Source organism: Mucilaginibacter sp. cycad4 (assembly GCF_034263275.1).
Taxonomy (GTDB): domain Bacteria; phylum Bacteroidota; class Bacteroidia; order Sphingobacteriales; family Sphingobacteriaceae; genus Mucilaginibacter.
On record NZ_CP139559.1, the window covers coordinates 5,192,959 to 5,218,513 of the forward strand.

Below are 25,555 nucleotides of genomic sequence, written 5' to 3' on the forward strand. Positions count from 1 at the left end.
AATCCTCACTCCCTGGCGCGCGCTGCTAAGCAAATCGGCTACCTTTCCTGTGGGGTGCTGAAATAAATTCAGCATGACCCGTTTTATATAAAAAAAGCCTTCCGAATGCTGGAAGGCCTTTTTTAATTATGCTATTCAATCACCCTTATTTCTTTTCAGGCATCAATATCAGTTTAATCAGATTTTTACCGCTCAGGTATTTATTGGCGGCATCTTTAGTGCTTTGAGGTGTTATTTGTTCAAGGCTGCTTACATGCCCCAGGATCTGATCCGGGTTTTCGCCGTTTTGCGATGTAGATGCAAGATATCCTGCCCAGAAAACATTTTGCTTAAGCTGCTGCTGTGTTGAACGGGCTTCTTCAGCAACAAATTTCTGGATATCTGCAGGTAGTGCGCCGTTCTGCTTAATTTTGGCTATCTCCTCCATGGTAGCGTTAATCAGCTTATCCACATTTTCGGGTGCGCAACCAAAAGATATAGTAAAAGAGTAGCGTCCTCCCGGAATTTTATGGTAGCTGGCCCTTACTCCGGGAGCATAAACGCCGCTTTCCTGCTCGCGTAAACGTTCAATCAATTTAATGTTCAATACCTCTTCCAATGCATCAACCTGTATGTTGTTTGCTTCGCTGTAATCATAATCGCCGCTAAAAATCAATTGTACCGTGCTTTTATCGCCTACTCCTTTATTCACCGTTTTGGTGACCAAACCTGCAGGCGGCTCAATATTCATGTTTTTATAAGTTTCCTTGCTATTGGTTGATGGTAAACCGCCAAGGTAATGCTCAAGGTATGGCTTAACTGTTTCCACATTAAAATTACCTACCAGCGTAAAGGTAAAACCACTGGCATCGGCAAAGCGTTTTTTGTAAAAATCATATGCTTTATCAAGCGTTGCTGCATTTAACCTTGGAATAGTGGTAACCATCCCGCGGAAATTGTAGTTACTTAATACAGCCGATACCGTGTCCTGGTAAACACTTCCGGGGTCAAGCCCGCGTGTACTCAGTATCGACCTAGTTTGATCGATGTTGGCATCCCAGATATCTTTGTCTTTCCGGGGCTGGGTAAAGTACAGGTAAATCAACTGAAGGGCAGTTTCAAAATCAGCTGGTGAAGTATTTCCCGAAATGCCCTGTGCAAATTCACTGATATACGGCGAAATGCTGAGGTTTTTGCCGGCCAGCTTTTTATCAAGCATGCCCTGGTTAAACTGCGCTATACCACTGCTGCTGATTATCGATGAGGCCAGGTTTGCTGATGTAAAATCATCATCACTTGCCAGCGATGTACCGCCAAAGGCGTAGCCGTTTATCAGGATCTGATCGTTACGATATTCGGTAGGTTTTAATATCACCTTTAAACCGTTGCCAAAAGTAAGAGTAGTTGTTCCAAGGGCCTCATCTGTTTCTTCCTTAGTAACCTTAGTGCCTTCCGGTACTTTAGCTAATAGCGGATCACTCGATACATTATCAATATAGGCAGTTACATTTTGACCGCCGGTGGCGATCCAGTTCAGCAAGGTTTTTTCATCGGGCAAATTAGCTTTTTCTTTATCCGGGGCCTGTACTACCACTACCCGGTTTTGATCGCTGATAAATTTACCTGCCATAGCATTCATATCGGCCAGGCTTACTTTATAGATATTACCTATATAAAAATTGTACTCATAGCTGATACCCGGGATGGCTTCACCGGTTAAAAAGTTAGCCTGGTATTCACGTACAAAATTTGCCGAAGGGGTTTTATCCCTCTCCCGGTAAGCATTACCAATACCAACCAGCGCATCCTGCTTGGCGCGTTCCAGTTCGGTAAGGGTAAAACCAAATTTGCGGGCGCGTTCTGATTCGGCCACTACGGCTTTAACCGCTTTTTCAAGTTCGCCAGGTTTAGCGACAACCAATGAAGTGTAAGCATCCTGATCGCCGATAAAATTACCGTAGCTGGTACGGCCATATAAAAACGGCGGATTAGGTTTTTGCAGCAACTCGTTTATCCGCGAGTTAAGCATCTGGTTAAATAACTGCACCCTTACCTGCTGCATATAATCGCCGGTAGTTTTAGTAACGGTGCCGGAATGTTTTACAATGATCTGCGCTATAGTGTATGGATACTCAGGGTCCGTAACAATTTTTACCGCGGTACCCGGTGTGGCCGGTACGGAATATTTTGTCCTCGGCTTTTCGGCTGCCGGATTTTTAAGCTGTGAAAAGTTTTGTTTAATGAGTGCTTCAACACGTTTTGGGTCAAAATCGCCAACGGCAATAACAGCCTGCAAATCGGGGCGGTACCAGTCCTGGTAAAAAGCCCTGATGGTTTCGGGCTTAAAGTTTTTCAAGATATCTTCCTTACCGATAGGTAAACGCAATGCATATCGCGAATTATTAAGCAGCACGGGCAACGTTTGTTGCTGTAAACGCTCCTGGGCATTTTTGCCGCGAAGACGCTCTTCTTCCAAAACAACGCCGCGTTCTTTATCAATTTCGGCTGGATCAAAACTTACATAACCGGCCCAGTTAGCCAATATGTTAAAACCTTTTTCAAACACGCTGACAGTATCAGTTGGCAAAGGCAACTGGAATACGGTTTCGTTAAACGAGGTGTAAGCATTTAAATCGGCGCCAAATTTTACGCCTGCTTTTTGCAGGTAGTCAACCATCTGGTTTTTTGGAAAATCGCGCGTGCCGTTAAAAGCCATGTGTTCGGTAAAGTGGGCCAAACCTTGCTGATCGTCATTTTCCAAAACCGAGCCGGCTTTATTAACCAGGTAAAGCTCGGCCCTGCTTTTAGGCTCAACATTGGCACGGATATAATAAGTTAAGCCATTGGGCAATTTGCCTATAATCACATCCTTGTCAACCGGTAATACATCGCTCTTGGCAGCAATGGCCTGGGTGCCCGGTTTATTTTTAGGCGATGGAACAGGTTTCTTTTTTACTTGTGCAAAAGCACTCCCGCCTGAAAGTGTTAAAGCCAATAGGGCCAGCGGAACGTATTTGTTCAGGTTCATTATAAAGTTTAAATAGTCAGGGTACTAAGATGCAAAACGAAAATCTTAGTTACAAAGTATTGTTATGAAAATTAATGTTTTGTAGCTGTTTTTGAGGTTGGTTGGGAAGCAGCGGGTATTACCAGCTCTTTCACCGCAGGTGGGTCGGTATGCTTATATGCCTCAGCTATGTTTTGTTCAAGTTCGGTCTTGTGCTCGGCTACTATACCCTGACTTGTTGCTGATATACGACTCAATAGTTCCGGAGTCCTTGTAACAAGCTTTTTTCCAACAGGCGAATTGTAAAAAATATTTAGTTCATTCAACTCAGCTTCTGTAAATTCGGTAGCGTATACCTCAGCAAGTTTTTCTTTGAGTACATCCCATGTTAAATATTTACCAACAAACTCCCTCATTACCTTCAAGTAAGCATCACGTTGATTGGAGTCAACATTCTTCGCCCCCTGTTTGATAATACTATTCATTGTGGCATCAAACTGTTCTTTAGTACCGGTAGCCAAAAGAAACTGTTCTGCGGTTTTCAAATGCGAAGCAGTAAATGCTTGATTGCTTGTTTGAGCTCTTAATGTTGAAAAAGAAAACAGGATTACGCCCGCAAGTGCGATAAGTTTAAGTTTTAGGTTCATATTAAATTTTGATAAAAATCTTTTTGATGTAGAACGCCCATATCACCACCCATAAAATGAGCACCGTAAATATAGCACTTACCAATGAAGCATTTACAGGTGAAAAATAAGGAGCAAAAAATGTTTGATATAGGGATGAGCCATTTATTTTGATCATCCCCATATAATGCGGGATAAAGCCCGACAGCACATAAGCCGTTATAGCATTGGTGCCAAATACCACAAAGGGATAAGTAAAGCGTTTATACCCTTGTATGTCAATAAGCCAGTAGCATAAAGCCAGCCCTATGGTTGCCAGCCCACCGGTATAAAGCACAAAGGAGCTTGTCCACAAGGCTTTATTAATGGGGAAAAACAAATCCCAAAACAAGCCTGCTATAACCGCGATTATTCCGTAAACAAACATCCAGTTAGTTTTGATATTGTCATCGCGGTCTTTACGCTTTAGCCAGCTGCCCACCCTAATACCAAACAGGGCTGTGGCAACGGCAGGAATAGTTCCAAGCAAACCTTCCGGGTCCCAGGTATGCGATTCGCGCCAGAGGTGGTCGGGCGTAAATACCAGTCTGTCTATCCATGCCCCCATATTGGTTTCGGGTTCGAGATTGGCATAGCCTACACCCGGTACCGGGATAAAGGCCATGATGATAAAATAACTTATGAGTGCGATGGCAAAAATCCAGTCGCGTGTTTTTTGCGATGTTTTAAGATAAAGCACCGTGCTGATAAAATAGACCAATGCGATGCGCGGCAGCACCCCCGGCAGGCGTAAATGAGCCAGCCCGTTATCGGGGTGCAAGATCAGTTGAGTTGCCCAGGGAATCAGCAGCAGGATCACGGTACGACGAAGTGCTTTAAGGATGAGTTTACTGTGCGATACCGTAGCCTTTTTACTTTCCATGGCATATATAACCGATACGCCAACCATAAACAAAAAGAAGGGAAAAACCAGGTCGGTAGGTGTGCAGCCGTTCCATTTGGAATGCTCAAGCGGTGCATAAATATGTCCCCAATCGCCGGGATCGTTTACCAGGATCATCGCAGCGATAGTAATTCCGCGGAATACATCGAGGGAAAGAAGGCGTTTTGGCTTTTCGGTTGTGGTTGAGGTCATCGGCTTATGATCAAATTCAAAGCTCCCCTCTTGAGAGGGGGCGGGTGGGATATGTGCATTGGCAGGGGTGTGTTTCGTCGTGTGACGAGGAACACACCCCTCCGCCCCTCTCAAGAGGGGATTCGCACAAGGCCATTGCTTTTTACCTTTTTCCTATCGCCCGTGAGGACACGGGCGACGAGGATCAATTCAAACTCAATTAAAACATATATCGTTTAAACGCTTCCATAGCCTCATATTCGGCAAGGCCGAGGCGGTCATAGCGTTGGGCTGTATCGCGGGTCCGGTCTTCGGCCCTTACCCAAAACTCCCGTGCGTCATCACCCGGGAATACCGGCCTGTCCTTTTGCGACTGGTGTTTGAAGATCGCATTACGTTTGCGGATCACTTCCTGTGGTGACAATGGTACCGCCATTTCTATCTCATAGGTTTCAAACTCGTGCCATGCGCCGCGGTACATCCACAGCCAGCAATCCTCTACCCAGGCTTCCTTGCCTTTTAACCTGTCAAGTGCTGCCAATATGATCTTGAAACACACTAAATGCGTACCGTTAGGATCAGCAAAGTCACCGGCCGCAAAAATTTGCTGTGGTTTTACTTTTTGAAGCAGGTCGATGGTCAATTGAATATCTTCCTCACCTACCGAGTTCTTTTTGGTTTTGCCGGTTTCGTAAAACGGCAGCGCCATGAAGTGGATATGGTCATCCTGCAGTCCTGCATATCTTGCTCCCGAAATCGCTTCCGTTTTCCGGATGAAGCCTTTTACATTCCTGATCTCCTGGGTATCGATCTCGTTTGGCTGTTTAGTCGGGAAGAAGGCACGCATATCTTCATAGGATTGTTTCAGGTGCGCGGTGTCTTCGCCAATGCTTTTTGTAAAGTCGATAGCGAATTCCATGTACCTCAATACATCGTCATCCCATACCGCGGTATTACCCGAGGTTTGGTAAGCTACGTGTACATCATGCCCCTGATCTACCAATCGGATAAATGTACCGCCCATCGAGATCACGTCATCATCCGGGTGTGGGGAAAAGATGATAGAACGTTTTTTGGCAGGTAATGCCCTTTCCGGTCTTTGCGAATCGTCGGCATCCGGTTTACCACCCGGCCAGCCGGTGATGGTATGCTGGATCTGGTTAAAAATATCGATATTGATATTATATACCGGGCCCTGCTCTACGGCAAGTTGGGCCATGCCGTGGTTATTATAATCTTCTTCCGTTAGTTTCAGTACCGGTTTGTTGATTTCGCTTGCCAGCCAGATCACCGCTTTCTTTTTCAGCTGGCTGTCCCATACGCAGTCTTTTACTAACCATGGGGTATCAAACCGCGTCAGCTCTGATGCCGCTGCTTCGTCCAGTACAAACTCTACATGGTCGGATAGTTGCAGGTAGGTTGCCGGTACTTCGCCCGAGATCTCCCCTTCTACTGCTTTCTTGATGATTGGCGCTTTCTTCCTGCTCCAGGCCATCAGGATGATCTCCCTTGCCTTGAAGATGGTGCCGATACCCATCGTGATTGCCTTGGTTGGCACATTCGCCTTACCACCAAAATCCCTTGAGGCATCACTCCTTGTTAAATCATCTAAAGTGACCATCCGAGTACCTGAGTTGGGTGCGGAGCCTGGTTCGTTGAAACCGATGTGGCCTGTACGGCCGATACCTAAGATTTGAAGGTCTAATCCTCCCAGTTCTTCAATCTGCTTTTCGTAGGCCAGGCAGTACCCTGCCACCGCCTCTTTATCCAATGTGCCATCCGGGATATGCACATTCGTTTTATCTATATCAATATGGCTGAAAAGGTTTTCATACATGAAGGTCACATAGCTTTGAGCCGCTGTGGGTTTCATGGGGTAGTACTCATCCAGGTTGAAAGTGATCACATTTTTAAAGCTCAAGCCTGTTTCTTTGTGCTGCCTTACCAGTTCGGCATATACCCCTATCGGGGTTACACCGGTGGCAAGTCCTAATACCGCTTTTTCGCCTTTGGCCTGTTTTGCGCGGATCAGATCTGCTATCCGGTTCGCTACTGCCACTGAGGCTTCCTGCTGGTTGTTGTATACGCTTACCGGTAACTTCTCGTAACGTGTCTCTTCCAATAAATTTAATCGTGCCATGAATCTTAGGAAATGTAAATGAGGTTAGTTGTTCAAAACAAATATATCAGATATTTACATAGTGCCGTTATTATTTTAACTTTTGCGGCAGTGCAAACGCATTTAAAGGGGGTTAACACGGGTTAACACATTTCAAATATTTACAACACAACACGTTAATAATCAATATTTTAATCACAGCCATGGGTTACACTAAACTGATATTTTTGAGCGACTAACACATCCGAACGTTTGCACCTGTTATTGACAAAAGCAGGTGCTGATGAAACCTGACCCGTTTAACCGGCATCAGGCTATAAAACAAGTGTCATTTGATACTGATAGTTTGCCAATATCATTGTCTTATTTCGTTAGCTATATTAACAACAAATCATCGTAACTAAAATATTAAATGCGTTTGCCCCAACTTTTGCGGGTTGCCGCACAAATAGTAATTTAAGCCCATGATACCATTGAACCATAACCTGCAACACCTGTTTAGCATCGCTCAAAAACCATCAAAAATGGGCATAGGCCTAATGTCGGGCACCTCATTGGATGGGCTTGACATTGCCCTGTGTAAATTTACCGGGAATGGTTTAAGCACACATTTTGAGCTGATGCAATTTATCACCATCCCCTATCCGGATAGTTTTAAGCAGGAAGTTCAGCAGGTGTTTGCCCGGCGCAATGCCGATCTTGAAAAGGTAACTTTACTGAACGCTTATATCGGCAGCTATCATGCCGAACTGATATTGCAGGCACTTGATCAATGGCATGTCGAGCCACAAGAGGTTGATTTTATCGCCAGTCATGGTCAAACTATTTACCATGCACCCCAGCGTTTACATCAGCATAAAAACTATCCTAACGCCACCCTGCAAATTGGCGACGGCGACCATATTGCCGTAAAAACCGGTATATTAACCATCAGCGATTTCAGGCAAAAGCATATTGCTGCCAGGGGAGAGGGCGCTCCGCTGGCTTTATATGGAGATGTATTATTAGGCAATAAACCCGGCGAGAACCGGGTATTGTTAAATATAGGAGGCATTGCCAATTTAACCTGGTTGCCGGGCGACGGTGATTTTAGCCGTGTGCTTTGCACCGATATAGGCCCCGGCAATACACTCATCGATGCTGCCTGCCGTAAATATTTTGATAAGCCATTTGATGAAGATTCGGTTATAGCTTATAGCGGAACCGTAAATGGGGACCTATTAACGGCACTCCTCTCCCATCCCTTTTTTAAAGAAAAAGCACCTAAAACCACCGGACCAGAACTGTTTAATCTTGATATAGTTGCCGAAGCACAGGAACAATCAGGCATAAAGCAAATTAGCAATCAAGATCTTGTTTGTACCTTAAGTGCCTTTACAGCGGCATCTATAGCAAGCTTTATCAGGGAAAATATCTCCGGAGATGATATTAAAATTTTCACCAGCGGTGGCGGAGCGAGAAATCCGTTTGTTGTTGGCGAATTAAAAAAATTATTGCCGGAAACATTAATTGAAGATAGCAGTACAATGGGGATTAATCCCGACGCCAAGGAAGCGATACTGTTTGCGCTGTTAGGCAATGAAGCATTATGCGGTGAACCGATCAGGATCGGTGTTAACCCTGCGGTATTGATGGGGAAATTTTGTCTCCCGGTTTGATTAATTATTTCAACGCAGAGACGCATCACATCGTCTCCGGCAAGCAAATTAAAACGCGATCATGTTCCCTCAGGGTCTCTCGCAGATTTAGGTTTACCCATAAAATCTAAATGTGCACTAAGCAGCGGTTACACGGTAAGTTTACGATTACGAGACTCCGCTGGAGTCTATTTTTCTTTAAATTTTGTCTATAAACACGTGGCCTCTCTGAGACCAAATGGCAGACCGGGTATACTAATATAAAACATTGCCGGCCTCAGCGGGGCCACGTGTTTATAGCTAAAACGAACAGTTTTTTGGATCCGTAGGTGCCTCCTGTCGCAATTTTAGGTTAATGAATTTTGTGGGTAAACTTAAATCTGCGAGAGACCCTGATAGGACGTTAAATTCCTGTAAGAGCAGGGCGTAGAAGACTTCTCCTAACCTCCGGTACACAAATCCCCTTTGGCTCGTCGAAATGACACCTTTTATTAATGAGAAAATTAAAAGATATTCAAACATAAATCAACGCCCCATCTGCTGCCTCACAAAGCGCCTCACACGTTGCAGCAGTGTTCCTTTTCTGTTAGCCAGGAAATGTTTAATGGCCCTATAAGCCTGCTCATTTTCCTGTATCACCTCCGGAAATTGTGTTACCTGTTTGCGTGCCATTTGTACGTGGTAAATATCTTCGTTATTAGAGTGTACACCCGTACCGTCATGGCCTATATTTTGAATAAGCGATTGCGAGGGGTTCAGCGTCAACCCGTTCTTCAAAAAGATAGAGGCATACCAACGGATGGCCCATGAATTATTTTTACCAGCTTTAAACTGTTCTATCTGCTTCCAGAAGTTCATTTTGCCTTCTATCGAAAACCGGGCTATTTTCAGCGTATCAAACTGATCAATCAGCTTATCAACATCAGGTTCAAAGTTTTTCCAGGCACGGGCCCAGGTTGCCCAGCCCCAGCTGGTGGCCGCACGGTAAAAGAAAGTTTCGGGCAGGGTTTTATCATGCAGGTTGTACATATATGCGCCAATATGCATTACCTGTTCATGGTTTGCATATTTTGTTAGCGCGTCATTGAAATACTGCAGGGTATACGGTGAAGATAACAGGTCGTCTTCAAATACGATCACTTTGCCATATTCATACACCAACTGCGTTACCCCGCTAATAATGGATTCGGCCAAACCGAGGTTATGATCACGCAAAACAACTTTTACGGATTTAAAACCGCTTACATCTTTTACCAGTTGCCTCACCTGTTCAACCTTCGGTTTATCAGTGTCGGTTTTGGCTGCATCGCAAAAAATATACAGGCGCGACTCATCGGCCAGTAAATTTTGCTGCAAATAACTGATGGTACGGCGGGTATGATCGGGCCGGTTGTAAACAAAAAGGGCTATAGGGGCAAGGTTTTGCATTGTATGATTTCAGCAGATCAGGTATTGAAATTAACCACCCGGCATTTAGCAGGGCATTAAATTTGCGAAGGTAAAATTATACCATAACCTCCCGATTGCAAACAAATAAAATAATTTGTTTTTATTCTGCCGATTTTACAGTAAATGTGGTGCGGCGGTTAAGCTGCCTGCCCTCGGGGTTATCCTTGCCATTTGGCAATTTGTTTGGGGCAACGGGCATCCTTTTTCCATAGCCTTTTGCCTTAATACGTGATGATTTAATGCCTTGCAATAACAGGTAATCAACACAAGCCTCTGCACGGGCCTGCGACAATTTCATGTTCGCTGCATCGCTGCCTATCCCATCGGTATGTGAGCCAAGCTCGATTTTAATTTTAGGGTTATCGTTCATGATGGCTACCAGCTTATCCAGGGTATCAAATGATTCGGACCTGAGATGGGCGTTACCAAAATCAAAATAAATATTCTCAATCGTTATCTGAACATTGATCTTATAATCCTGCAGGCAAATTTCGGGGTTAATGAGCGTGTCAATACCCGGCTTTACTATCGGCGCAGGAATAACTTTGGTAAAGTACCCCTTTTGCGAGATCTCCAGCTTATACCTGGGCAGCTTTTCCTTTACCTGGAAAACATAATCGCCTTTGGCATCGGTTACCTTAACAACCAAACCCATTTTAACGTTTGGATCTTTAAGGATCACCCTTGCTCCGGCCATGCCGCTGTTAGTGCGGCAATCAATAACACGGCCACTGATATATAAAAATTTATACTGCCCGGTGAACAGGCTTAAACAACAATCAGAGCCGCGCGCCGAACTCAGGTAAAATTTATTTGCATTGGTTGGATCAAGGCTGTAATAAAGATCGTCTTTAGATGAGTTAACCGGGTAGCCTAAATTAACCGGGGCCGACCAATGGCCAAAATCGCCTTCGCTGCGGTAAACATCAAAGCCGCCCATGCCGGTAAAACCATTCGAGCTAAAAAACAACACTTTATCAGCCTGGTCATAATATGGCGACTGTTCATCATATGCTGTATTTACTGCATCGCCCAGGTTACTTACAGTTTTCGGTTGCCCGGTATCATCAAGGTTACTTTCCCAAATGTCGTCACCACCTTCACCGCCGGGCCTGTCGGATGAGAAAAACAATCGCCGGCCATCGGCACTAACAAAAGGATGTTTGGAATTATAGCCCTCGGCATTAACGGTATTATTCAGCCTTACCGGCTGCTGCCATACACTGCTTACCAGTCGACTAAAATAAATGGCAGATACTGTTTTCCCGTTCTTTTTATACCAGCGGGTAAGGTACATCCGGGTGCCGGTACCATCAAGCGCAGGTGTGGCGTATTCAATTTGTCCTTCTTTATCAAACGCGTTAAAGTTTGTGGCAAGCGCTTTAGTTGAATCAAGGATGGCCGAGCTGTAAACCCTGTTGGTATAAAACTTATCCTTATCAATCATTCGTGATGAGGTAAACCAATACCTGCCTAAATTTACGGAAAGGGCGTAGTCGCCCTGGTCTTTATTTAAAAACACCAAAGCCGATACATCAACGGCGCGGGGGTGCTCCAATTGCTTCAAGGCATACTCGCAGGAGATTATTTCCTTATTAGCAAGAGCGGCATACTGAGGGTCGGGGGCATTGCCTGCAAATTGTTTTAACTGGATCAAAGCTTCATTATACTTCCCGTTTGCCTGCAAACAGATGCCGTACCAAAGCGGGGTTAAAGGGTACTGTGCTGCCGGCGCTTCTGCAGCTAACCGGGCATACCATATGGTTGCATCAGTATAATCTTTATACAGGCGGTATGATTCGGCCAGGCGATAAATAATATATTGATTAGTCTCTGTTTTTTTTGAACTGCTTTTTTTGCCTGCAGATGAATACCGTACGTTGCTTTTCGGTTCATCAGTTGTACCATCGGCAATATGTTTGTAATAATAAGCGGCAGTATAGTACTCATGCCTGTTGAAGGCAGTATCGGCCAGGGCCCTGTAGTTTTTCACCTGTCCAAATGAAACCGCCGGAAAAAACAATAGTAAGAAATAAGGTAATAGTTTTTTCATATTATATCCTTGGGCAAATTGGGGCCGGAGAATCAGTGTAACGACTAAATATATAGCTTATTGACAATTCAAAACCGCCGCGGCCGGATGTAACAGCGCGAAGCCCCGAAGTATTAAAATCATAACTGGCACCAATCACCATTCTTCGGATGTGGTAGCCAACGTTGGCAATTGCAGCATCCTGTAACCGCACCATACCACCAAGTACCAGGCCGTTATCATCGGCAAACTTAAGTTCAGAGTATAATCCGAAAGCTTTGATCTCGCCTTTGCCTTGTTTAACATAAACTGCGTTAGGGATCAGGTCGAAAAAATCAGAAGCTTTTATACGGACGCCGCCATGTGCTGTAAACCGCATAGGCAATTTGCTGGCGATACCGCCCGCGGCAAAAGGATCTGTTACATCATTAATATGGTTAATACTAAGCCCGCCAAACAAATTGGCTTTGTTCATCGGGTCGGCATTATAATAATAGATGCCGGCACCTGCGTCAAATACCGTTTTTGACGAATAGCCAAAATTTTCAAAATTGGGCAATGTTGGGTCAAAGCCGCTGTTAGGGTCATACTGGTTATCGGACTGGAGCTTACCCGGATCAAAGCTGCGGTTGATAACACCCGCCTGCAAACCAAAGTGCAGCCGCTGATTACCATCGCCTGACAGGGTTATGCCATAACCGAATGAGCCATAAGCTGTAAAGTAATTATACCCGGCAGTGCCTGCTTTTTGATCGAGGATATTAAGGCCGATGCCCACTTTATCGGTCGGTTTAAAATCGGCAGATACCCCTGCTGTGCGGTATCCATTGCTGATGCTTGACCATTGGTCCCTGTAGTTGGCAGATAAGCGCGTATCACCGTCAAAAACGCCCGTAAGCGCCGGGTTTAGCCATAGCGGGTAAGCATAATATTGTGAAAAATGCGGGTCAACCTGCGCCTTCGCCGTTCCTGCAACTGCAAACTGCAGCGCTATCGTAATAATGAGTATTAGTTTTTTCATCGTAATAGCGTAATTGTTCCTTTTTTATTCAATTGCGCCCCGTTATTCATTGCCGCTTTTAAATAGTATACATATACACCTACGGGCATCAATGAGCCTTTATAATAACCATCCCACCCTTTGTTAACATCGGTTGATGTAAAAACCAATTGCCCCCATTGGTCATATACATAAAAGGAAAGTGTTTTTATATTTTTTCCATGTGCATAAATAATGTCGTTATTTCCGTCGCCGTTGGGGGTAAAGTTGTTGGCTATATATATTATATTGTTATTGTCGATGGTGGCGGCAGTAACCGCGGCCGAAGCCGCGCTAAGCGTACATGATGCTGCTCCTAAAGCCTTAACTGTAATGGTTACCGGCTCGTTTAGGCCAAGCCCGCTTACTTTATGTGTTAAACCGTTACTGCCCGAACTTGGCGCAGTATAAGTTAAACCATTATCGGTACTTACCAGGTAGCTGGTAGCGCCGCTTACCGCGCTCCACTCAAAAGCTACGCTTGATGAGGTAACTTCGCCAACAGTTACTACGGGCGCATCAAGCGGTTTGGTCATCTGTACCTGCACTGTAACCCTTCCGCTGCTGTTACACCCGGTGCTGTTTGTAGCTTCCAGGTAATAATTTTTTGCCGCTGTTAAGTTAGCCGTAACATATGTATTGCCCTGGGCAAGCAGGTTTCCGCCCGTCGGTGCATCATACCATGAAATAACTGCCCCGCCCGATGCTGAAGCAGTTAATGTAGCACTGGTGCCCGGGCAAACAGATGTTCCCGAACTGCTTACTGTAACCACCGGCAACGGAATGATAGCTATGCTAACCGCCCCCCGGGCCGAAGAGCCGCACCCCGCAGCGTTGACAGCCTGTACATAATAGGTTGTTGCCGCTGTTATATTGCTGATTGTGTAACCGGTTCCGGTATGTAAAATATTAGCGTCGGTTGCGCTGCCGTACCAGTTATAAACAACACCGCTTTGTGCGTTTTGTATGGTAATTGTTGTTGTGGAGCCGGAGCAAACACTAACAGTGCTTTGTGTAAATTGCGGTACCGCCGGTAACGGTGAAACAGTTACTTGTATTGTTGTTAAGGGACTGCTGCAGGCGCTGTTAGATGCCTCAACATAAAAGCTTTTGCCTGCATTTAAAACAGGAGTTGTGTAGGAAGTACCTGTGGCAAGCACTGTCGTTTTAGCAGGCGAATCATACCAGTTATAAGTTAACCCCGCCTGCGGCGAACCAATCGTCAGCGTGGCTGAAGTTCCCTGGCAAATGGTTATGCCCGATGCTATAGGCGAGGGTGCAGACGGAGGTGTTAAAACCTGAACACTGATCACGTTACTCACCATCGGGGTTGTACATATGCCTGATGATACAACACGGCGGTAGTAGGTGCCCTTACTTAATACAGGCGGGTCATAGTTTTTTGATGTAGCCCCGGCAATATTAGCGAAAGTTATATTATCAGCAGATGATTGCCATTGGTATGAAAAAGTACCGTCGCCTCCGGCAGGCGTACTGCCCGTAATTGCAGACGGGTTACCGGTTACGCAAAAATCAGTAACCGTGGGGGCTGTGATCTGGTTATTGGTTACCGCTATCACGGGCTTAACATCCAAACTTATCTTTCCGCGCGATGTAGAACTACAGCCTGTTGAACTAAGTCCCTCTACATAATAAGTTACTGCTGACGTTACATTTTGCAATACCAAGGTGCTGCCGGTATGCAAAATATTGGCATCAGTTGCACTGCTATACCAGTTATAAATAACACCGCTTTGCGAATTTTGTACGCTGAGCGTTGCCGTTGAACCAGTACAGGCCGTAACCGTTGTTTGAGAAAATTGAGGTACAGCAGGCGCCTGCGTAACCTTTACCTGTATAGTTGTCAACGCACTGCTGCAAGTTCCGTTCGAGGCCTCAACATAATAATTCCTGCCGGCATTTAAAACAGGTGTAGTATATGAGGTTCCTGTAGCAAGCAAGGTGGTTTTAGCCGGCGAATCATACCAGTTGTACGTAAATCCGGCCTGGGGAGAGCCAACCGTCAACGTAGCCGGGGTTCCCTGGCAAATAGTTATAACCGATGCCGCAGGCGATGGAGGAGGCGGGGGTGTTGAAACCTTAAGGAGCACTACATTACTAAGCACCGGAGTTGTACATGCTCCCGATGAAACCATACGGCGATAATAAGTATCATTATTTAACACCGGCGGATCATAATTTTTTGATACAGCACCCGAAATATCATTAAATGTTGCGTTATCTGTAGATGATTGCCATTGATATGAAAAAGTACCATCGCCCCCTCCGGGCACACTCCCTGTAATAGCTGTTGGATTGCCTGTTGAACAAAATTGGGTAACAGTTGGCGCTACTATCGTATTGTTATTTACTGCTGCTATCGGCCTTACGGTAACATCATAATAAGAATCAAAATCCACTACGCCGGCGGTAGAGATCCTGCGGCGCAGGCTGTATACAATACTTGAAGCAGATGTATTTGTTAATGAAGATGTGATATAATCTTTTTGAGTATTTGCCGACGGTGCATTTACCCAGTTCCCGTTGTTATTTATTTGCCATAGATAACTGTCAGGTGCCGGAGTTTTTACGTCGCCGTTGAGAACAGCGGCAGCGGCTGAACAAATAGTAATTGCCTGCAGGGGGGCAACTGTAATATGGTATGGAGTAAACCGTGGCTCAACAGACCGCGGCTCCATGTTAACTGGCAATGAGATTTCAAATGTCCTGCTAAAACCAGCGAACGGGAGAAAAGACAGGCAAAATATTGCCCATAATACTATTTTATATAGAGGTGCAGGTTTAGGGTGCATAGCTTAAATTAACGGATAATGATAATAATTATCTTTCATATTATTAAACTTTCAGAATATTTTAATCGGTAACGAAACGATTTCAAAGCCAGTCAGCGTTGAGTTAACCCAACCAGTTATGTTAATTAATGATTTTATTGTTAATTCAGGTTTATCAGTAACGTTACATTGCAACGGTATCTACGCTCTTCTACGATACAATTAATTATAATGTTCACATTATAATTAAACTTTTAAACTATACTTTGCAGCAACTGAAGTTGTTACAAATCCTCAACGGCTAAATGTGTGGGCAAACCTGTGCCGGGTTAGGTAGGCGGCGCAAAAAATATAACTTATGGATAGCTCAAACCCTCCTGTGGCGGTGTACAATGCTATGGCAACCTGCTCCTTAAATTGCGGCCCGCTAACAGTATACCGACTTAAAATCTGGCATTTATCTTAAAATACCTTTTACCTTGCTTAATATGGAATCTATTTTTTCGTTAAGATCGTCCGAAATATGGCAATAATAGGTAATTATAACGTACACCAGTGCAGTTATGCCGCTCCTCACCATAATGTCCAGGTACAGGTTCGGCATTAGCCAAAGGTATTTTCCGACAAAGAAACTGGCTGCAGAGATGAGTATGATTAAAAGATGCTTGTGGTCAAAAGGCTGCATTTTAAACCTGTATTTGATATAGAACCAGGTGCAGAAATTTAGCAATATCATGGTAACAAGATAGGCTATTGCGGCCCCCATGCCTTTATAGCCGGGTATGAGCAGGTAATTAAGTCCGATGCTGAACACACTGGCAAAAAGGACAAATAAAGTAACCAATTTATATTTGTGCGAAGTGGTTACAATGTACGTATTTAATCCGCCGGTTATATCAACTAAAAAGCCAAGGCCGATAACTATGATCACATTAAATTGAGCACTCTTTTCAGGGTCATGCACAATACCAAGCAAATTATTTTTATTGATGATAATCCCAACAAAAAGCAGGCAGCCAATTACCATTTGAATGATGGATGTTTTGCGATATATGCCGGCAATGTTCTGCATATCTTTTGATTTCCATGAATCGGCTACAATTTGATAGGTAGTGCGGCTGAGGGCCTGGGCAGGAACGCTGATCACTACTGCAATATTGAAATACCAGCTGTAAACCCCCTGTATGGCATCGCCGGCCATGGAGCTAAGCATAACCACGTCAACCTTTTGCAAAAACACATAAATGGCAACAGATATAAAAGTAAACAAGCCGTAATTAAGGGCCTCGCTCTTTTTTATACCGCTAAATTTCAGATCATCTAACCTGTGTGAAAACTCGCCCGATATAAATAAGCTAATCATCAATAAGACTGATATTACCCCCCATGATGCTATGTATAACACAATAAAGCCATCAAAATTCAGCCATTTTAATGCCATCATTACCAATAAAGCCGTTGTTATGAGCCTAACCAGTACATCACGTAAAAAACTGGAGAAAATAGTTTTATAAATTATCCTGCCGGTTATTTCCAGGTAATTAAAAACTACGGTAAAAAAAGCCAGTGGAATGAGGTAGTAATAATACTTTACAAATAATGGCGAATTTTTAATGTATGCAGCCAGGATAACCGGTCGTAATAAAACAAACAAGCCTGTTAATACCACAAAACCCAGCAGCGATAATCCGGCTGTCCAATGCATAAAGCCATTGTGCTTACGGTCGGCCGTGCGATAAAAGGGGAAATATTTAGCTATAACCCCGGGTATCCCAAAAGACGCAACCAGCGAGTACAATACCGACATGTTGATGAGCAGGTTATAAAGCCCATACTGCTCATTAGTTATAAAAAAAGGGAATAGTAGAATAGTATTTATATACGCTATCGCCATACCCGCGTATGATACCATCGTATTTTTATAAACCTGTTTTTTTACAATTCCCATTTGGGTGCAATTAGTACTTAACGCCTATACGGCCGGTATAATCTATCCTGTTTAACAGCAACGGTAATTTGTTGCCTTCAATATATTCGTCAACTGCTTTACGTGCACCTTCCCAATGGCCGTAATCATCAATGATGATGACACCGCCGGGTACTAATAACGGATACAAATGTTCCAGTTCATGCTTAGTTGATTCGTACCAGTCCGTATCAAGCCTTAACAGGGCAATTTTACCCGGCAGGGTTTGGGGGATGCTATCCTCAACCTTGCCTTTTACATAATGTACCAGTTGCTTTGGATACTTCAGGGTACCAACATTAGCCTGCACTTCCTCTAATGCCGAATAACACCATACTGATGTAGGGTCTTCTTTCCGGCTGCTGTTCATCAGCTCATCGGCACCTGTACCGGTGAAAACCTTGTCAAGTTCTGTAGGTTCAGACATACCCTCAAAAGTATCATACAGATAAATATCCCTCCTGGTATCCCCCGCTTTAATCAGCGTATCAATAGCCGCCATAGTGCTGCCGCCGCGCCATACGCCGCACTCCACAAAATCACCCTGAATGTTGTTTTTAACCAGGTAGTTTACCGCGTTACATAGCGATGCAATACGTTCGGGCGTGGTCATAGTATAGGGCTTTACCTTATGATAGGTATCCAGCGTAGCTTTATCAAAATCGGCAGGCAGGCCATCAACAACCAGGCGGGGATCCGGTTTAACCAGGTCATAGCCTAAATTTTTAATAACCGAGTGCATCAGTTTCTTTAACATGTTAGTCTTTTTTTATTGCTTGCTTAAGTATGTTCGTTAATATATCTATCCTATCGTGGATGTCATAATTTTTACGGATATGCGCAGCCTCTTTGGCCCCGAGCTCAACGGCCAGTTGTACGTCTTCGGCAATTTTTATCATATATGTGGCCATTCCGTCAATATCATGTTCTGGTACAAGGTAGCCTGTTTCGCCATTAATTACGGCCTCCCTGATCCCCGCGTGCTGCGTGCTGACAATTGCAAGGCCTGATGAACCGGCTTCCAGTATAGTGTTAGGGGTACCTTCCATATCGCCATCTGCGGCCGTTACGGAATGTTGTACGTAACACCGCATTTTTTTCATTAACTTATGGATATCGCCGCTTGTTAATACTCCGGTTAAAGTAACCTGATCGTTTAAATTCAGCCGTTCAATTGTTGCTTTTACATCTTCATACAGCGCACCCGTACCAACCATCCACAAACGCGCTTCAGGATGTTTTTCATGTACTTTTTTAAATGCGCGTACGGTAGAAACCGGCGATTTTTTTTCAACAAACCTTCCGATAGTCAAAAAGTCAGGCCCGGATTGCGATATATCTATCTGAGGGAATTTGGCGGCATCAACCCCGTAAGGATTAAGAACAATTTTCTTAGCGGGTGCGCCCAAACCTTTCAAGGCCTCAACCATATCGTTAGAAACTGCAATGATTGCAGAAGAATAGCTGAACGCCTTTTTGTAAAGTTTTTTATAGGTGCTTATAGTTTTGTTATGATGGGCATCGGCTCCATGAAAATGCACAACTAATGGTATACCTGCATGTTTGCATGCAGCAGCTACCATTGCTCCTACCATGCCGTATTCGGCAAGCACCACATCTATATTATTTAATTTTAAATAACGGGCCAAAGCCTTTGTACGTACGTTTATCTCTTGTTTTTTAAATATCCTTTTTTGGATAAAATAACTTAACAGTCCTATCTTTGATCTGATAAGAAATTTTCCATCATCATCATAAAGCGGAAAAGCGCCTCCATAAAGCACCTTTTTATTTGCTTTTATACGGTCAATGTGTTCCTGTATAAAAGTTTCTGAAAAAGCATTTTTATTGGGCTTTATAATGCATAAATTAAACATATCCATTACAAAGTACTGATTGGCTTTTGGGCAATCACAACATATAGTGATGCATCTCTGTCACGCTGCGGCTGCGAATGGATCTTATCAAACAAACGGATAAAGCTTTGCATTACAAAAGCAAATGGGGGTACCATAAATTTAGGCATTTTTAGCAATATGGCATCTTGAAACAGTTGGATACCACTTGCAGCAAGGCCCATAATGCCATGAAATGAGGTGATTTTAAAATCTTCGGCTTCGATGGTTTTACGTAATCCGGCACTTGTCCACCTCCAGTAATCGTAAGGCGTTGGATGATAATACCAATAACCATGAGTGGTACATATGATACTGCCGCCAGGCTTTAAAATCCGCAATGCTTCTGAAAGATAGCTATGGGGAGAGTCAACATGTTCCAATACCTGGTTTGAAAGAATAATATCGCAAAAATTATCAGGCAAAGTGGTTTTGCTATCATAATCAATATGATAATCGGCCTGAGGATTAATATCCAGGTCAACGCCAATGTATTTATCCACCATGGGCTCAATAACCGAGCGATATGGCATATCTCCACAACCAAAATCTATAAGTGTAAGCTTTTTATTATCAGCAGTGAGTGCCTGCATGGCCTGCAGCGTGGCATCCCTAAGTTTGGTCAAATGCACATAACGTGTAGAGAATAAGGTAGGGTTAAGCCTGGTATTGCTATTCATGGCTGCAAATGTAACTGTTTTTACACATCCCTTAAAATACCTGTTATACTGTAGATTGCCTTTTATTTAATACTTAGTATTTAACAGCATAGCATAACTTATTAAAAGTAAAAAGACCAACGAATTATCCGCTGGTCTTTCTACTTATTGCTATTTGCAAATTTTACTGCCTTTTTGCAGCAAATAATTTATGGACTTCACAGGCAAACATGATACTACTTCAGGACTTACCAAAAACCGGGGGCGTTAAATTATCGGAAGGGAGTAAAAGATCAATTATTTCTTACCGGACTACTGTTAGCCTTCTTCCTGGCGGCCGTTTTTGTAGTAACCAATACAACACCATTTGCAGCCTTTTCGCCATAAATAGCGATAGCGTTTTTATCTTTTAACACATTTATTTGTTCAATATCATTCGGATTAATTTTACTCAAAGACGTACCCTGTGCCAAGGCTACCCCATCGATAATAATTAATGGGGCCAATTTGCTATTATACCCGTCACCAATGATTATATGGGATTTTGTAGTATCAGTGATCACTCTACCGGAGTAAATAACCTGGTTATCGGTGGACGGATTTACAACAGCGCCAGTTTTATTTTCGCCGGGTTTTGCAGATTTGCTATCGGCCAGTGAAAAGCTTATCGGAACGGAATACTGTACTTTCACCGGCTTTCCATTTTGAATGCCCGGTTTCCAGGCCGGCGATATGCTAAGCACCCTCACAGCTTCTTCGTCGCAACCTGAACCGATCCCCCTTAACACCTTCATATTTGATAATGACCCATCCTTTTCAACAACAAAAGTTATGATCACCCTACCCTGAACATTATTATCGCGGGCGGCCTTTGGATATTTGATATTAGTTGCTAAAAATTTGCCAAATGCCTCTAATCCTCCCTTAAACTCAGGTACCTGCTCCACCGATGTAAATACAGGATCAGCGCCGGATTGGGTAGAAGCTATTGAAAATCTCGTCGGTGCAGCTGTCTTTGTAGTATCTGCATCAGGAGCAAGTGCAAAATTAATCGGTACTGAATACTGCACCCTTACCGTGCGATTGCCCTGCATGCCTGGCTTCCATTGCGGCGATAGTTTCATTACCCTTAAGGCTTCATTGTCAAGGTCGCCGGTAATACCTCTAACCACCTTTTCGTTTGAAAGCGTACCATCCCGTTCAACTACGAAAGTGATGATCACCCTTCCCTGAATTTTTTGCTCACGAGCAGCAGCCGGATATTTGATATTAGTGGCCAGAAATTTGCCAAAAGCTTCCAGGCCGCCCGGAAATTCGGGCACACGCTCAACAGAGGTATAAACCGGTGTGGTATCGGGAGCGGCAACCGGCCTTTCATCAGTTTGAGCCGGTCCATCAATAGTTATTTCGGTTACTTTACTGGCAGGGGTTGAAAATACTTTATCGGCTTTAGTGTTTATAACAGAGATGGTATCACTGTTATTAATCGTAGCCGATGAAAGCACCATCATCAAAATAAATAAAGGTGCCGAAAGCCCATATTTGATGAGCGCCATGCGATGTGATTTATTTTTTTGCAGCATAATGATCCGTTCTTTCAAGAGACTTTTGTTAAAAAAAGAATTAACAAGGCCATGTGTCGGTGTATGAAATGTTTGGCTTAACAGCAGCATAGCATAATCGGTCTTATCGGTACCGGCTTCAACAGCGTGCCTGTCGGCAATAAACTCATGGATATGTTTTATTGCCCTGCGATAGAAATATACCACCGGGTTAAACCAGTTAATGATCATCACCAGTTCAACTAACAGCACATCGGCCGAATGCCATTGCCTGGCATGCACATCCTCATGCGTTGCTATGGCCGCATTCTCTTCACCATCGGCATTGAGTTTTACTTTTTTGAAAAAGGAATATGACACAGGAGATTCGGGCTGGCTGATCACTTTCTTTAATTTAAATAGCTGCCAGATCAATCTGCCCGATAAAAAGACAATTCCTGCAAGATAGAAAATCAACAATACCTCTCCTATGCTAACAGGCGATTCCTCTATCGGCTTAAAATGATAAACCAGTACCGGGCTGCTGTACAAGGTATATTTTACCTGCTGGGTGATGAACAGGTTTTGCACCCAGCTGGCTTGTATAACCGGTATCATGAATGATAACAAAGCGGCACTTACCAGGTAAAGCCTGTTAAGCTGAAAAAAGGTTTCTTTACGAAGCAAAAGCACATAAAACCCGTAAAACAGCAACAGGTATATGTTTACCAGTAATAAATATTGCCACCAGCTCATAACTATTTTTCTTTTAGTTTTTCAATCAGTTTCATGATCTCGTCGGCCTCTTTCAGGTCGATCTTTTCCTTCTTCACAAAAAATGAAAACATGCGGTTAACGGAGTTGTCAAAGTAGCCGCTCAGCAGTTTATCTGTGGCAAAATTCTGGTATTGCTCTTTGCTGATCACAGGGTGATATTCATGGCTTTTACCAAACGCGGTATGGCCAGCAAAACCTTTGGTTTCCAGGATGCGGATAATTGTCGACACCGTGTTATAGGCAGGCTTGGGCTCAGGCAACTGGTCGATAACGTCTTTAACATACCCTTTTTTCAATTGCCAGAGCACTTGCATAATCTGCTCTTCGGCGCGGGTTAACTCTTTAATTTCCATGTGCGTACTTTTAAATTAATACCTCGTGTATTAATATATTTAATTGGTTAAACTAAGGTAAGGGATGTATTTTATATTTGCAACTAAATTTTTAGTTATTAATTTCTTAAACTTTTAATCGCCATCTTCGTTAAGTTGATCACATCAAATTATACATGAATATAACCTTCCATGGTGCTGCCCGTAACGTAACCGGCAGCAAGCATTTACTTCGCTTAAACGACGGTACCAGCATATTATTAGACTGCGGCATGTTCCAGGGACTGGGCGAACAGACCGAAGAAATGAACGAACATTTTGGCTTTAACCCCAAAGGCGTTACGCACATGATCCTTTCCCACGCCCATATTGACCATTGCGGTTTAATTCCGCGGCTGGTTGCCGAAGGGTTTGAGGGGAACATTTACTGCACCTCGGCCACCATGGATCTTACGCGCATCCTGCTGCTCGATTCGGCAAAGATCCAGGTACAGGACACCGAGTATAGCAACAAACACCGTATCCGCAAAGGTTTGCCGCTGCTTAACCCTTTGTACACCGAAGATGATGTAATGGAGGCCCTGCGCCTGTTTAAAATTGTTGAATATGGCGAAGAGTTTGAAATTACCCCCGCCGTAAAATTCAACTTTACCGATGCCGGGCATATTCTGGGCAGTGCGGCAGTGCATATCACCGTTACCGAAAACGGCAAAGACACGCATATTACTTTTAGCGGCGACGTTGGCCGCTATGGTGATCTGTTACTGAAAAGTCCGCAAACTTTTGAGCAGGCCAATTATATTTTACTGGAATCAACTTATGGCGATTCGCTGCATAAAGAATTGGAGCCTATTGAAGAGTCGTTGCTGGAGATCATTAAGCAAACCTGCGAAGTAAAAAATGGCAAAGTGATTATCCCGGCATTCAGCGTTGGGCGTACGCAAGAATTACTGTATGCATTAAACAGCCTTGAGCTAAAAGGCACGCTCCCGGATGTTCCTTATTATGTAGATAGCCCTCTATCGGAAAAAGCAACCGAAGTACTGATGAACCACCCCGAGGTTTATAATAAAAACGTGCAGGAGGTTTTAAAAACAGATGCCAATCCATTTGGCTTTAAAGGTTTGCGGTTTATTGAAAGTGTGGAGGAATCAAAAGCGCTGAACAATGACCCGCGGCCATGTGTTATTATCTCATCATCGGGCATGGCTGAAGCCGGAAGGGTAAAGCACCACATTAAAAACAATATCAATAACCAAAAGAACACCATTTTGATGGTTGGTTATTGTGAGCCAAATTCATTGGGCGGGCGGTTATTGAGGGGCGATCATGAAGTGCATATTTTTGGTGAAACATATGAGGTTAAAGCCGAAGTTCGCTCCATCAAATCCATGAGCGCCCACGGCGATTATGAAGACCTGCTCCATTTTCTGGCCTGCCAGGACCCGGCACTGGTAAAAACCGTTTTCCTTGTTCACGGCGAGTACGATGTACAGCAGCATTTTGCCGGGAAAATAAAGGCACATGGTTTTCATCATGTTGAGATCCCGTATCAGCATCAGAAGATTAATTTGGAGTAACCATTATAGTTATCAATACCGGTTTACTCCAACCGTCGTCCTGAACTTGTTTTCAGGATCCCACAGGACAGGTCATCCACATGCATGGTTTACACCTTGCATGTGGGGTGCCGAAATAAATTCGGCATGACGTAATGCATGTTAATCCTTATTTTCCTCCTACCTGCTTCATCACTGCAATAATATCCTCCTCACCAAAAGCTGCTTCGGCATCCTGGTAGGTTTGATATGCAGTTTTACCCAGCGGGGTAGCCAAACCGAGATCCTTAGCCAGGCGCAAGTCTTTAGCGATGTGTTTTAAAGCAAAAGCCGCCTGGTAATTATCATTAACAATGGCATCACCTTTTATTTTGATGAACGGACTGCCCAATGCACTGTTACCGATCAGCGTGGTTAGTGCTTCGGCTTCAATGCCATTTTGCTGAGCCAATGTTACTGTTTCGGCAAGGCCCTGTGCAACAATACCAAGCAAAGTATTGATGGCCAGTTTAGCTACGTTGCCCGCACCGGTTTCGCCTACCAGCATAACAAGCTTGCCCATTTTTTCGAGGATTGGTTTAGCCTGCTCAAATGCACCGGCCTCGCCTCCAACCATAATAACCAGCATAGCATCCTCCGCTTGCTTTACACTGCCTGATACCGGGGCATCTAAATAATGATTGCCTTGTTCTTTACAAGCCCATGCCATCTCCTTACTGATAGCAGGTGAAACGGTGCTCATGTTAATGATGATCTTGCCGCTTACGTTTGCAGCTAACAAACCTTCATCTCCATGAAAAATATCATTAATGGCCTTATCGTCCGATACCATGATGAAAACAACATCAACGTCATTCAACAATGATGCAGGCGAAGCAGCTGTACCAATGCCCTGTGCCTTAAATGCCTCTTCCTTATCCTTACTTCGGTTATAAACACTAAGCGGATATCCCGCTTTGATCAATTGCTGCGACATAGGAGCCCCCATTTTCCCTAATCCTATCCAACCTGTTTTTACTGTATTCATGATAG

17 protein-coding genes are annotated in these 25,555 nt (G+C 43.9%); 2 read left to right on the forward strand and 15 right to left on the reverse strand.

Annotated elements, in window-relative coordinates:
* Positions 1-145: 145 nt before the first annotated feature.
* The 4 genes from SNE26_RS21070 to nagB all read right to left on the reverse strand — a co-directional run bounded on the left by SNE26_RS21070 (position 146) and on the right by nagB (position 6,866).
* The gene (locus SNE26_RS21070) at positions 146-3,007 is read right to left on the reverse strand and encodes an insulinase family protein (RefSeq protein ID WP_321555867.1); all 2,862 of its coding nucleotides are present in this window, start codon (positions 3,005-3,007) and stop codon (positions 146-148) included.
* Positions 3,008-3,078: 71 nt separating this feature from the next.
* Positions 3,079-3,633: a DUF2059 domain-containing protein gene (locus tag SNE26_RS21075; protein ID WP_321555868.1), complete on the reverse strand. Its 555-nt coding sequence runs from the start codon at positions 3,631-3,633 to the stop codon at positions 3,079-3,081.
* A gap of 1 nt (position 3,634) precedes the next feature.
* Positions 3,635-4,747: a DUF5009 domain-containing protein gene (locus SNE26_RS21080; protein ID WP_321555869.1), complete on the reverse strand. Its 1,113-nt coding sequence runs from the start codon at positions 4,745-4,747 to the stop codon at positions 3,635-3,637.
* A 199-nt stretch (positions 4,748-4,946) separates the two neighbouring features.
* Positions 4,947-6,866: a glucosamine-6-phosphate deaminase gene (gene nagB / locus SNE26_RS21085; RefSeq protein WP_321555870.1), complete on the reverse strand. Its 1,920-nt coding sequence runs from the start codon at positions 6,864-6,866 to the stop codon at positions 4,947-4,949.
* Positions 6,867-7,309: 443 nt separating this feature from the next.
* On the opposite strand from nagB, the gene SNE26_RS21090 reads away from it, so the two are divergent.
* Positions 7,310-8,503 (forward strand): anhydro-N-acetylmuramic acid kinase, encoded by a 1,194-nt coding sequence (locus SNE26_RS21090; protein ID WP_321555871.1) that lies wholly within the window; start codon positions 7,310-7,312, stop codon positions 8,501-8,503.
* Positions 8,504-9,007: 504 nt separating this feature from the next.
* Here the strand turns inward: SNE26_RS21090 and SNE26_RS21095 are convergent.
* From SNE26_RS21095 to SNE26_RS21140, 10 genes are all read right to left on the reverse strand, one after another.
* On the reverse strand, positions 9,008-9,910 hold the full coding sequence (locus SNE26_RS21095) for a glycosyltransferase family A protein (protein WP_321555872.1): 903 nt from the start codon (positions 9,908-9,910) through the stop codon (positions 9,008-9,010).
* Between the two features lie 121 nt (positions 9,911-10,031).
* Positions 10,032-11,984, reverse strand: a complete 1,953-nt coding sequence (locus SNE26_RS21100) for an OmpA family protein (protein ID WP_321555873.1) — start codon at positions 11,982-11,984, stop codon at positions 10,032-10,034.
* A 1-nt stretch (position 11,985) separates the two neighbouring features.
* Positions 11,986-12,984, reverse strand: coding sequence for a PorP/SprF family type IX secretion system membrane protein (locus SNE26_RS21105; RefSeq protein ID WP_321555874.1), 999 nt, complete (start codon positions 12,982-12,984; stop codon positions 11,986-11,988).
* Entirely contained in the window at positions 12,981-15,701 is a 2,721-nt protein-coding gene (locus SNE26_RS21110) for a gliding motility-associated C-terminal domain-containing protein (RefSeq protein WP_321555875.1), read from the reverse strand. The genes SNE26_RS21105 and SNE26_RS21110 overlap by 4 nt, the downstream gene beginning before the upstream one ends.
* A gap of 550 nt (positions 15,702-16,251) precedes the next feature.
* Positions 16,252-17,742 carry a polysaccharide biosynthesis C-terminal domain-containing protein gene (locus SNE26_RS21115; protein ID WP_321555876.1) on the reverse strand — a complete coding sequence of 497 codons (1,491 nt, stop codon included), beginning with the start codon at positions 17,740-17,742 and terminating at the stop codon, positions 16,252-16,254.
* 10 nt (positions 17,743-17,752) lie between these two features.
* Positions 17,753-18,517, reverse strand: coding sequence for a TylF/MycF/NovP-related O-methyltransferase (locus SNE26_RS21120; protein ID WP_321555877.1), 765 nt, complete (start codon positions 18,515-18,517; stop codon positions 17,753-17,755).
* A 1-nt stretch (position 18,518) separates the two neighbouring features.
* Complete coding sequence (locus SNE26_RS21125) at positions 18,519-19,643, reverse strand: glycosyltransferase (protein ID WP_321555878.1); 1,125 nt, start codon at positions 19,641-19,643, stop codon at positions 18,519-18,521.
* Positions 19,643-20,335 (reverse strand): class I SAM-dependent methyltransferase, encoded by a 693-nt coding sequence (locus SNE26_RS21130; RefSeq protein ID WP_321555879.1) that lies wholly within the window; start codon positions 20,333-20,335, stop codon positions 19,643-19,645. The genes SNE26_RS21125 and SNE26_RS21130 overlap by 1 nt, the downstream gene beginning before the upstream one ends.
* A gap of 272 nt (positions 20,336-20,607) precedes the next feature.
* Positions 20,608-22,611, reverse strand: a complete 2,004-nt coding sequence (locus SNE26_RS21135; RefSeq protein WP_321555880.1) for a TonB family protein — start codon at positions 22,609-22,611, stop codon at positions 20,608-20,610.
* A gap of 2 nt (positions 22,612-22,613) precedes the next feature.
* Entirely contained in the window at positions 22,614-22,985 is a 372-nt protein-coding gene (locus SNE26_RS21140) for a BlaI/MecI/CopY family transcriptional regulator (protein ID WP_321555881.1), read from the reverse strand.
* A gap of 155 nt (positions 22,986-23,140) precedes the next feature.
* Between SNE26_RS21140 and SNE26_RS21145 the strand changes: the two genes are divergently transcribed.
* Positions 23,141-24,544: an MBL fold metallo-hydrolase gene (locus SNE26_RS21145; protein WP_321555882.1), complete on the forward strand. Its 1,404-nt coding sequence runs from the start codon at positions 23,141-23,143 to the stop codon at positions 24,542-24,544.
* A 148-nt stretch (positions 24,545-24,692) separates the two neighbouring features.
* Here the strand turns inward: SNE26_RS21145 and SNE26_RS21150 are convergent, their stop codons facing one another.
* Positions 24,693-25,550 (reverse strand): NAD(P)-dependent oxidoreductase, encoded by an 858-nt coding sequence (locus SNE26_RS21150; protein ID WP_321555883.1) that lies wholly within the window; start codon positions 25,548-25,550, stop codon positions 24,693-24,695.
* Positions 25,551-25,555 lie beyond the last annotated feature (5 nt).

Excerpts from the sequence above, each read along its gene's own strand:
- SNE26_RS21070 (WP_321555867.1), bottom strand. The coding sequence starts at position 3,007 with ATGAACCTGAACAAATACGTTCCGCTGGCCCTATTGGCTTTAACACTT.
- SNE26_RS21075 (WP_321555868.1), bottom strand. The coding sequence starts at position 3,633 with ATGAACCTAAAACTTAAACTTATCGCACTTGCGGGCGTAATCCTGTTT.
- SNE26_RS21080 (WP_321555869.1), bottom strand. The coding sequence starts at position 4,747 with ATGACCTCAACCACAACCGAAAAGCCAAAACGCCTTCTTTCCCTCGAT.
- nagB (WP_321555870.1), bottom strand. The coding sequence starts at position 6,866 with ATGGCACGATTAAATTTATTGGAAGAGACACGTTACGAGAAGTTACCG.
- SNE26_RS21090 (WP_321555871.1), top strand. The coding sequence starts at position 7,310 with ATGATACCATTGAACCATAACCTGCAACACCTGTTTAGCATCGCTCAA.
- SNE26_RS21095 (WP_321555872.1), bottom strand. The coding sequence starts at position 9,910 with ATGCAAAACCTTGCCCCTATAGCCCTTTTTGTTTACAACCGGCCCGAT.
- SNE26_RS21100 (WP_321555873.1), bottom strand. The coding sequence starts at position 11,984 with ATGAAAAAACTATTACCTTATTTCTTACTATTGTTTTTTCCGGCGGTT.
- SNE26_RS21105 (WP_321555874.1), bottom strand. The coding sequence starts at position 12,984 with ATGAAAAAACTAATACTCATTATTACGATAGCGCTGCAGTTTGCAGTT.
- SNE26_RS21110 (WP_321555875.1), bottom strand. The coding sequence starts at position 15,701 with ATGGAGCCGCGGTCTGTTGAGCCACGGTTTACTCCATACCATATTACA.
- SNE26_RS21115 (WP_321555876.1), bottom strand. The coding sequence starts at position 17,742 with ATGGGAATTGTAAAAAAACAGGTTTATAAAAATACGATGGTATCATAC.
- SNE26_RS21120 (WP_321555877.1), bottom strand. The coding sequence starts at position 18,517 with ATGTTAAAGAAACTGATGCACTCGGTTATTAAAAATTTAGGCTATGAC.
- SNE26_RS21125 (WP_321555878.1), bottom strand. The coding sequence starts at position 19,643 with ATGGATATGTTTAATTTATGCATTATAAAGCCCAATAAAAATGCTTTT.
- SNE26_RS21130 (WP_321555879.1), bottom strand. The coding sequence starts at position 20,335 with ATGAATAGCAATACCAGGCTTAACCCTACCTTATTCTCTACACGTTAT.
- SNE26_RS21135 (WP_321555880.1), bottom strand. The coding sequence starts at position 22,611 with ATGAGCTGGTGGCAATATTTATTACTGGTAAACATATACCTGTTGCTG.
- SNE26_RS21140 (WP_321555881.1), bottom strand. The coding sequence starts at position 22,985 with ATGGAAATTAAAGAGTTAACCCGCGCCGAAGAGCAGATTATGCAAGTG.
- SNE26_RS21145 (WP_321555882.1), top strand. The coding sequence starts at position 23,141 with ATGAATATAACCTTCCATGGTGCTGCCCGTAACGTAACCGGCAGCAAG.
- SNE26_RS21150 (WP_321555883.1), bottom strand. The coding sequence starts at position 25,550 with ATGAATACAGTAAAAACAGGTTGGATAGGATTAGGGAAAATGGGGGCT.